This window comes from Mesorhizobium sp. M1312, assembly GCF_040318115.1.
Classification (GTDB): Bacteria; Pseudomonadota; Alphaproteobacteria; order Rhizobiales; family Rhizobiaceae; genus Mesorhizobium.
Genome location: NZ_JAMYLQ010000001.1, coordinates 41,812 through 51,110 on the forward strand (window position 1 = coordinate 41,812; position 9,299 = coordinate 51,110).

Here is a 9,299-nt window from a genome sequence, read left to right on the forward strand (position 1 = left end):
GCCGACTTCAAAAATTGCTTGGCTACATCATCCACTCGAAACGCCACAGGCACCTCGGCAGCTTGCCTAGGCAATTGCTCTCGCGATAGGCAATTGCGCACAGGCGCATTCCCACGTAAAACTAACGCGCTCCCGCCTCGATGCTCGGGGGCAGGGAGGCAGCAAGTTGAATTCCCGGCAGGACAGCGGCAGCAACAGGCTGGACGACGCGGCGCGCGCTGGCTGGCTCTATTATGTCGCCGGCAACACGCAGGACCAGATCGCCTCGACGCTCGGCATCTCTCGGCAAACGGCGCAGCGGTTGGTGTCGCTGGCGGTGTCCGAAGGGCTGATCAAGGTGCGTGTCGACCACCCGATCGCCAATTGCCTCGACCTCGCGGCCCGGCTGAAATCGCGCTTCGCGCTCGATCTGGTCGAGGTGGTGCCGAGCGATCCCGCTTCCTCCTCGACCATCGGCGTCGCCGTGGCAGCGGCTGCCGAGATCGAGAGACGGTTGCGGTCGCCGACGCCGATCGTCATGGCGATCGGCACCGGCCGCACTCTGAAGGCGGCAATCGAGCAACTGCCGCCGATGGAGTGCCCGCAGCACAAGGTCGTGTCGCTGACCGGCAACATCTCGCCCGACGGTTCGGCCGCCTTCTACAACGTCATCTTCACCATGGCCGACAGGGTCAAGGCGCGGTCCTTCCCGATGCCGCTGCCGGTCATCGCCTCCTCGCCGGAGGAGCGCGAGATGCTGCTCAGCCAGCCGATGATCCAACCGACGCTGGTGCTTGCCGCGGAAGCCGACGTCACGTTCGTCGGCATCGGCGATCTCGGACCCAAGGCGCCGCTTTACGAGGACGGCTTCATTTCGGAGAGTGAATTGAAAGCACTGCAAAAGGCGGGCGGTGTCGCCGAGATCGTCGGCTGGGTGTTCGATCGCGAAGGCCGGATGATCGAGGGCATCACCAATGACAGGGTGTCGTCGGCATCGCTCCCGTCGCGTGAAAAGTCGCTGGTGATCGCGCTTGCCATGGGCGAGCGGAAACTGCCGGGCATCCTTGCGGCGGTGAATCGGCGGCTGGTCAACGGTCTCATCACAGACGAGCGGACCGCCGCCGCCTTGCTGGCGGCCAGCTGATTAGGGATAAGTCCAGCAAGGCTATTTGCGCCGGCCGCAAGGATCGTTGCCGTCGAGAAAGCCCATGTCGCGTTGCAGATGCGGCGGCAATTCCCTGATGTCCAGATAAGCCCTTTTCCTGGCTCCGTGCCGTGCCAATCCGCGCGCCAGCCGCAGAAACCAGCCTCGGCCTGGCGTCAAAAATAGCTTTTCCTGTACAATGGTCATGATCGTCAGCCTTCGTTATCTCTAGCGCATGACCCCGAAAATCGGTACCGATTTTCGGAAAGGATCATGCGCAAAATCAAAAGTGCTACAGCGTCCTTTGCGCGTCCAAAAGGACGCGCGGCGCTGTAGACGAGAGTGAACGTCGACCTCAAATATCGGCCAGGTCGGGCCTTGCTGCCAATCAAACGTCGATCACGGCCCATAAGGAGGGCTTATGCCTGAACTCAACTCACGGCAGGTCACCCAGCTCCCTCCGCTTCAGGCGATCCGGGTATTCGAGGCGGTGGCGCGGCATCTTTCCTTCACCAAGGCAGCCGGCGAGCTTGGCATGACGCAGGCGGCGGCGAGCTATCAGATCAAGCTTTTGGAGGAGCGCGTTGGGGCGCCTTTGTTCCTGCGCCGGCCAAGGCAGATCGTACTGACCGAGGCGGGGCAACGTATGGCGCCTGCGGTCAGCGAGGCGTTCGCCCTATTGGGTGGAGCCTACGCCGCCGCGCGCACTGGCGCCGACGGAGTACTTTGTGTCTCGACGCTGCTGACCTTTGCTTCGAACTGGCTGGCACAGCACCTCGGCTCGTTCCAGGTCGCGCATCCATCGCTGGCGGTGCGCCTCGATACATCGAACCGCCTCGTCGATTTCGCCCGCGAGGATATCGACATCGCCATCCGTTCGGGCGGCGGAAACTGGCCGGGCGTGGAGGCGCACAAGCTTTTCAATGCGGACTTCACGCCGATGCTGAGCCCGAAACTCGCGGCGACCATCGGCGGAGTGAAGGAGCCGGCCGATCTGTTGCGCCTGCCGATCCTCGACCCCGGCGACATCTGGTGGCGGGACTGGTTTATCGCCGCCGGCCTGCCGGTCGAGGAACTGGCCAAGCGCCCCGGCTCCAGCATGGGTGCTCAGGCCTACGAGGCCAACGCCGCGATCGCCGGGCAGGGTGTGGCGATCGTAACGGCCGCTTTCTTCAAGGCCGAGCTTGCCGATGGCCGCCTGATCCAGCCTTTCGATCTGGTCGGCGACGACGGCCACGCCTATTGGCTGGTCTATCCCCAGGCGCGGCGCAACGTGCCGAAGATCCGCGCTTTTCGCGAATGGATACTGGCCGAGATTGCCAGCCAATAATCGATAATCCATCCGGTCAAGCGGGCACCGAAATTCGGCATTTCGGGGCGCTAATCCTCCGGAGCAAGATGCCGCACGAAGTTGCGTGCTGCGCTGCAGCAACGAATCCGGCTTGACATAAATCATGCGAAGTGAGTAATTGCTCACAGCCAAGGCAAATGCTCAGCTTGGTCTATGGGAGGAATTTGATGAAACTTCGCACGCTCACCCTGGGTCTGTTGTCGGCCAGCGCCCTCGCGTTCGCCGCGCATGCCGAATCCATCACCATCGCCACCGTCAACAATGGCGATATGGTCCGCATGCAGAAGCTGACCGACGACTTCACCGCCAAGAACCCCGATATCCAGCTCCAGTGGGTCACGCTCGAGGAGAACGTGCTGCGCGAGCGCGTCACCACCGACATCGCCACCAAGGGCGGCCAGTACGACGTGATGACCATCGGCACCTATGAGGTTCCTATCTGGGCCAAGCAGAACTGGCTGCTGCCGCTCGACAAGCTCGGCGACGACTATGACGTCAAGGACATCATTCCGGCCATCGCCAACGGCCTGTCGGTCGACGGCAAGCTTTATGCGGCACCGTTCTACGGCGAAAGCTCGTTCGTCATGTACCGCAAGGACCTGATGGAGAAGGCCGGGCTGACCATGCCCGACGCGCCGACCTGGGACTTCATCAAGCAGGCCGCCGAGAAGATGACGGATCGCGCCAACGGCGTGAACGGCGTCTGCCTGCGCGGCAAGGCCGGCTGGGGCGAGAACATGGCTTTCCTGACCGCCATGTCGAACTCCTTCGGCGCACGCTGGTTCGATGAGAACTGGAAGCCGCAATTCGACCAGCCCGAGTGGAAGAACACGCTGCAGTTCTACGTTGACCTGATGAAGGCCAATGGCCCGGAGGGCGCATCTTCGAACGGCTTCAACGAAAACCTGGCGCTGTTCCAGCAGGGCAAGTGCGGCATGTGGATAGACGCCACCGTCGCCGCCTCCTTCGTCTCAGACCCGAAGAACTCAACAGTCGCCGATAAGGTTGGCTATGCGCTGGCGCCCGACAATGGTTTGGGCAAGCGCGGCAACTGGCTGTGGGCCTGGTCGCTGGCCATTCCCGCCGGCACGCAGAAGGCTGACGCCGCTCAGAAGTTCGTATCCTGGGCAACCAGCAAGGACTATCTCGAGCTCGTCGCCTCGAAGGAAGGCTGGGCCAATGTTCCGCCCGGAACGCGCTCCTCGCTCTACGCCAACCCGGAATACCAGAAGGCGGCGCCCTTCGCCAAGATGACGCTGGACTCGATCAACGCCGCCGATCCGACGCATCCGACCGTCAAGCCGGTGCCCTATGTCGGTGTCCAGTTCGTCGCCATCCCTGAGTTCCAGGGCCTTGGCACCACTGTCGGCCAGCTGTTCTCGGCGGCACTCGCCGGCCAGACGAGCGTCGACGACGCTCTGAAGCAGGCCCAGGACGCTGCCACCGCGACGATGACCGAGGGCGGTTATATCCAGTAGGCTCCTCCCGGTGCCGAACGCCGGTTGCCCATCATGGCCGGCAGCAGGGGCCGCCCGAATCCCAGTTCGGGCGGCCACCTTCAAACTCTGAAAATTTGGCAAACTCTGAAAATTTGGCTGACCTTTGAAGGGTGACCGTGATGGCTACTCAGCAGACCCGTTCGCTTGCCCGCTTCATGATGGCGCCATCCGTGGTGCTGCTGTTCGTCTGGATGATCGTTCCGCTGGCATTCACCCTGTGGTTCTCGTTCCAGCAGTACAACCCGCTCAACCCGATCCGCGACGGCTTCGTCGGCTTCTCGAACTACGCCCTTTTCTATTCCAATCCGGCATTCCTGCAGTCGATCCTCAACACGCTTGTCCTCGTTGGCAGCGTGCTTTTGATCACGGTGATCGGCGGCATCCTGCTGGCGCTGCTGATCGATCAGCCCATGTGGGGACAGGGCATCGTCCGCATCCTCGTGATCTCGCCGTTCTTCGTCATGCCGCCAGTGGCCGCACTGGTCTGGAAGAACATGATCATGCATCCGCAATACGGCGTCTTCGCCGACATTGCGCGCTTCTTCGGCGGGCAGCCGATCGACTGGTTTGGCCAATATCCCATGCTGGCGATCATCATCATCGTCGCCTGGCAGTGGCTGCCGTTTGCGACACTGATCCTCTTGACGTCCCTGCAGTCGCTCGATGGCGAGCAGAAGGAAGCCGCCGAGATGGACGGGGCCGGCTTCATCAGCCGCTTCATCTATCTGACGCTGCCGCATATGTCGCGCGCCATCACCGTCGTCATCCTGATCCAGACGATCTTCCTTCTGTCGGTCTATGCCGAGATCCTCGTCACCACCAATGGCGGCCCGGGTTACGCCTCCACCAACCTGCCCTTCCTCGTCTATCAGAAGGCGTTGCTGGAGTTCAAAATCGGCCAGGCCTCCGCCGGCGGTATCATTGCCGTCATTTTAGCCAATATCGTCGCCTTCTTCGCCATGCGCGCGGTCGGCAAGAACCTGGACAAATAAGGGAGGAAACGATGGCACGTGCAGTCAGCACCCAGCACAAGACGATCGCGACCGCGGCCGCCTGGATCGTCGCCCTGCTGATCTTCTTCCCGATCCTCTATACGATCATCACCTCGTTCAAGTCGGAGCAGGAGGCCATCCAGGGCTTCAACCTGTTTCCGTCGGGAACCACGGAGAGCTATACCGCGGTCGAGGCGCAGAACGGCTATTTCAAGTTCTTCCTCAACTCGGTGTTCCTGTCGGTCGGCTCGACCATCCTGGCCTTGCTCGTCGCCATACCGGCGGCATGGTCGATGGCGTTCTCGCCGGGCAAGTGGACCAAGGACATCCTGATGTGGATGCTTTCCACCAAGATGATGCCGGCGGTTGCCGTGCTGTTCCCGATCTACCTGATCTTCCGCGATACCGGATTGCTCGACAGCCGCATCGGCCTGATGATCATGCTGATGCTGATCAACCTGCCGATCGTGGTGTGGATGCTCTACACCTACTTCCGCGAAATCCCGGGCGAGATCCTGGAAGCGGCGCGCATGGACGGCGCATCGCTCTGGAACGAGATCGTCTATGTGCTGACGCCGATGGCGGTGCCGGGCATCGCTTCTACGATGCTGCTCAACATCATCCTGGCATGGAACGAGGCGTTCTGGACCATCCGGCTGACCACCACCGAGGCCGCCCCGCTCACCGCCTTCATCAGTTCCTTCTCAAGCCCGCAAGGGTTGTTTTGGGCCAAGCTGTCGGCGGCCTCGACGCTGGCGATCGCGCCGATCCTGATCATGGGCTGGTTCAGCCAGAAGCAGCTGGTGCGCGGCCTGACGTTTGGCGCGGTGAAGTAACACCGCCGCAAGCGATGAACGACGGACAATAACCCCTCGGGGAGGAAACCATGGGAAACATCACGCTCAAGCACGTCTCCAAGTCGTTCGGGTCGACGATCATCATTCCGGGCATCGATCTGGTCATCGAGAACGGCGAGTTCGTCGTCTTCGTCGGCCCGTCAGGCTGCGGCAAGTCCACGCTGCTGCGACTGATCGCCGGGTTGGAAGACACCACCGCCGGCACCATCAACATCGATGGCCGCGACGTCACCGGCGAGGCGCCGGCCAAGCGCAAGCTGGCCATGGTGTTCCAGTCCTATGCGCTCTACCCGCACATGACGGTGGCCAAGAACATCGCCTTCCCGCTGAAGATGGCGGGAGAGGACCAGGCGACCATCGATCGGAAGGTGAAGGATGCGGCGCGCATCCTGAACCTCACCAACTATCTCGATCGCCGCCCCGGCCAGCTCTCCGGCGGTCAGCGCCAGCGCGTCGCCATCGGCCGCGCCATCGTGCGCCAGCCATCGGCTTTCCTGTTCGACGAACCTTTGTCCAACCTCGACGCAGCACTACGCGGCACCATGCGGCTGGAGATCAGCGAGCTGCATCATCAGCTCAAGACGACGATGATCTACGTCACCCACGACCAGGTCGAGGCGATGACCATGGCCGACAAGATCGTCGTGCTCAATGCCGGCAACATCGAACAGGTCGGCTCGCCGATGGAGCTCTACAAGACGCCGAAGAACCTGTTCGTCGCCGGCTTCATCGGTTCGCCGAAGATGAACCTGATCGAAGGTGGGCCGGCGGCCAAACATGGCGCCAAGACCGTCGGCATCCGTCCCGAGCATATGAACATCTCGACGACTTCAGGCGAATGGAAAGCCACGGTCGGTGTTGCCGAGCATCTCGGCTCCGACACGTTTCTGCACGTTCAAGCCGACGGTGTCGGGCCGCTGACAGTGCGCGCCGACGGCGAACTGGCCGCCCATCACGGCGACACGATCTATCTGACGCCCGACAAGACCAAGCTGCATCGCTTCGGCGCCGACGGAAAGGCGATGATGCAATGAGGCTCGAGGGTAAATCGGCGCTGATCACCGGATCGGCGCGCGGCATCGGCAGGGCGTTTGCCGAAGCCTATGTCCGCGAGGGCGCCACGGTGGCGATCGGCGACATCAATCTCGAAGCTGCGGAAAAGACCGCTTCGGAGATCGGCGCAAAAGCCTATGCGGTCGAGCTCGACGTCACCGACCTCGCTTCGATCGAGGCGGCGGTGAAAGCGGTCGAGACAAGGACCGGCGGACTGGACATTCTGATCAACAACGCCGCTTTGTTCGACCTGGCCCCAATCGTCGAGATCACCAAGGCGAGTTACGACCGGCTGTTTTCCGTCAATGTCGCCGGCACGCTGTTCATGCTGCAGGCCGCCGCCCGCTCGATGATCGCCCGCGGCAAAGGCGGCAAGATTATCAACATGGCAAGCCAGGCCGGGCGCCGCGGCGAGGCGCTGGTTGCCGTCTATTGCGCCACCAAGGCCGCCGTCATCTCGCTCACCCAGTCGGCGGGACTCGACCTGATCAAGCACCGCATCAACGTCAACGCCATCGCGCCCGGCGTCGTCGACGGCGAGCACTGGGACCATGTCGATGCCCTGTTTGCCAAGTACGAGAACCGGCCGAAGGGCGAGAAGAAGAGACTGGTCGGCGAAGCCGTGCCTTACGGCCGCATGGGCACGGCGCAAGACCTCACCGGCATGGCGGTGTTCCTGGCCAGCGACGACGCCGAATACATCGTCGCCCAGACCTACAATGTCGATGGCGGCCAGTGGATGAGTTGAACTTTCCTTCTCCCCTTGTGGGAGAAGGTGCCGAGTGAAACGAGGCGGATGAGGGGTGTTCCAGCGGAGCACTTCGTCCAACACCCCTCAACCGTCTCGGCGCTGCGCGCCGATCCACCTTCTCCCACAAGGGGAGAAGGTCAGGCAGGCGCAGGCGCCGCAATGAGAAGGCGTTTGTTGAAATGACAGTAAGACTCTCGTCCGCGACATTGTCCCGACTTCCGCCTGAGGTCGCCGGCCCGAAATATGATCGCGCCGCGCTCAAGGCCGGCATCGTGCATTTCGGCGTCGGCAATTTCCATCGCTCGCACCAGGCCGTCTATCTCGACGACCTGTTCAATGCCGGCGTCGGCCATGACTGGGCAATTGTCGGCGCCGGTGTCTTCGACGGCGAAAAGGTCGGCCGCGGCAAGTTGCAGGAACAGGACTGGCTGACCACCGTGGTCGAGCAGGATTCTGGCCACATGAGCGCCCGCGTCACCGGCGTCATGATCGACTTCCTGGTGCCGGGTGACGCGCCCGCGATCATCGAACGGCTTGCGGATCCGGCGATAAGGATCGTTTCGCTGACCATCACCGAGGGCGGCTACTTCATCGACCCGGCATCGGGCGTGTTCAATCCGACCGATCCCGACATGGTCGCCGATGCGCAGCCGGGAGCAACGCCGAAGACTGTTTTCGGCATCATTCTTGCCGGGCTGATGCGCCGCCGCGACGACGGCATCGTGCCCTTCACGATCATGTCCTGCGACAACATTCCCCACAACGGCCATGTCACCGCCGATGGCGTCATCGGTCTCGCGCGGCTGATCGACGAGGATCTGGCGAACTGGGTGAGCGAGAACGTCGCCTTTCCCAACGGCATGGTCGACCGCATCACGCCGGCCACCACCGACCGCGAGCGTGGCGCTCTCTCGAGCGAATTCGGTCTCGACGACAACTGGCCGGTGTTCTGCGAGCCGTTCAGGCAATGGGTGCTGGAGGATCGTTTCACCGACGGCCGCCCGCCGCTGGAAAAGGTCGGGGTGCAGTTCGTCAAAGATGTTGCGCCCTACGAGCTGATGAAGATCCGCATCCTCAATGGTGGTCATGCGACCATCGCCTATCCGGCCGGGCTGATGGACATCCATTTCGTCCACGAGGCGATGCAGGAGCCGCTGGTGCGCGGCTTTCTCGACAGACTGGAGCACGACGAGATCATCCCGACCGTGCCGCCGGTGCCGGACATCGTGCTGGAAGATTACTATCAACTCATCGAGCACCGCTTCTCCAATCCGAAGATCGGCGACACCATCCGCAGGCTCTGCCTTGACGGCTCCAACCGGCAGCCGAAATTCATCATCCCGATCATCGCCGACCGGCTGAAGGCCGGCAAGGGCGTCGCCGGCCTGGCGCTGGAATCGGCGCTCTGGTGCCGCTACTGCTTCGGCACGACGGACAGCGGCGCCGCCATCGAACCCAACGATCCGAGCTGGGACCGGCTGCAGACGACAGCCAGGGCGGCAAAGGATGCGCCTGCCGCCTGGCTGGCCATGGAAGACATCTATGGCGATGTCGGCCGCTCGGCGCCGTTTGTCGAAGCCTTCGCCAATGCGCTCCAGGCGCTCTGGGCCGACGGTGCGCGTGCGACACTGACGCGCTATCTCGCCGGCAATCTCTAAGATCGGCTCAAGGCA

Annotated in this window: 9 protein-coding genes; 8 read left to right on the plus strand and 1 reads right to left on the minus strand. The window is 62.5% G+C overall.

The genetic code is table 11. From position 1 onward, the window contains the following. Positions 1-166 precede the first annotated feature (166 nt). Positions 167-1,123 (plus strand): sugar-binding transcriptional regulator, encoded by a 957-nt coding sequence (locus tag NKH36_RS00230; RefSeq protein ID WP_352959480.1) that lies wholly within the window; start codon positions 167-169, stop codon positions 1,121-1,123. 21 nt (positions 1,124-1,144) lie between these two features. Here the strand turns inward: NKH36_RS00230 and NKH36_RS00235 are convergent, their stop codons facing one another. Beyond that, positions 1,145-1,330 carry a hypothetical protein gene (locus NKH36_RS00235; protein ID WP_352959483.1) on the minus strand — a complete coding sequence of 62 codons (186 nt, stop codon included), beginning with the start codon at positions 1,328-1,330 and terminating at the stop codon, positions 1,145-1,147. A gap of 214 nt (positions 1,331-1,544) precedes the next feature. Between NKH36_RS00235 and gcvA the strand changes: the two genes are divergently transcribed. The 7 genes from gcvA (at position 1,545) to NKH36_RS00270 (ending at position 9,284) form a co-directional block, all read left to right on the plus strand. Further along, the gene (gene gcvA, locus NKH36_RS00240; RefSeq protein ID WP_352959485.1) at positions 1,545-2,453 is read left to right on the plus strand and encodes a transcriptional regulator GcvA; all 909 of its coding nucleotides are present in this window, start codon (positions 1,545-1,547) and stop codon (positions 2,451-2,453) included. Positions 2,454-2,641: 188 nt separating this feature from the next. After that, complete coding sequence (locus tag NKH36_RS00245) at positions 2,642-3,952, plus strand: ABC transporter substrate-binding protein (protein WP_352959488.1); 1,311 nt, start codon at positions 2,642-2,644, stop codon at positions 3,950-3,952. A 140-nt stretch (positions 3,953-4,092) separates the two neighbouring features. Next, the gene (locus NKH36_RS00250; RefSeq protein ID WP_352959490.1) at positions 4,093-4,965 is read left to right on the plus strand and encodes a carbohydrate ABC transporter permease; all 873 of its coding nucleotides are present in this window, start codon (positions 4,093-4,095) and stop codon (positions 4,963-4,965) included. 11 nt (positions 4,966-4,976) lie between these two features. Continuing rightward, positions 4,977-5,801 carry a carbohydrate ABC transporter permease gene (locus NKH36_RS00255; protein ID WP_352959493.1) on the plus strand — a complete coding sequence of 275 codons (825 nt, stop codon included), beginning with the start codon at positions 4,977-4,979 and terminating at the stop codon, positions 5,799-5,801. A 50-nt stretch (positions 5,802-5,851) separates the two neighbouring features. Continuing rightward, a complete protein-coding gene (locus NKH36_RS00260; RefSeq protein ID WP_352959495.1) occupies positions 5,852-6,856 on the plus strand; it encodes an ABC transporter ATP-binding protein in 1,005 nt (334 codons plus the stop codon). Continuing rightward, the gene (locus NKH36_RS00265) at positions 6,853-7,623 is read left to right on the plus strand and encodes an L-iditol 2-dehydrogenase (RefSeq protein WP_352959497.1); all 771 of its coding nucleotides are present in this window, start codon (positions 6,853-6,855) and stop codon (positions 7,621-7,623) included. The genes NKH36_RS00260 and NKH36_RS00265 overlap by 4 nt, the downstream gene beginning before the upstream one ends. A 182-nt stretch (positions 7,624-7,805) precedes the next feature. Further along, positions 7,806-9,284 (plus strand): mannitol dehydrogenase family protein, encoded by a 1,479-nt coding sequence (locus NKH36_RS00270; RefSeq protein ID WP_352959499.1) that lies wholly within the window; start codon positions 7,806-7,808, stop codon positions 9,282-9,284. Positions 9,285-9,299 lie beyond the last annotated feature (15 nt).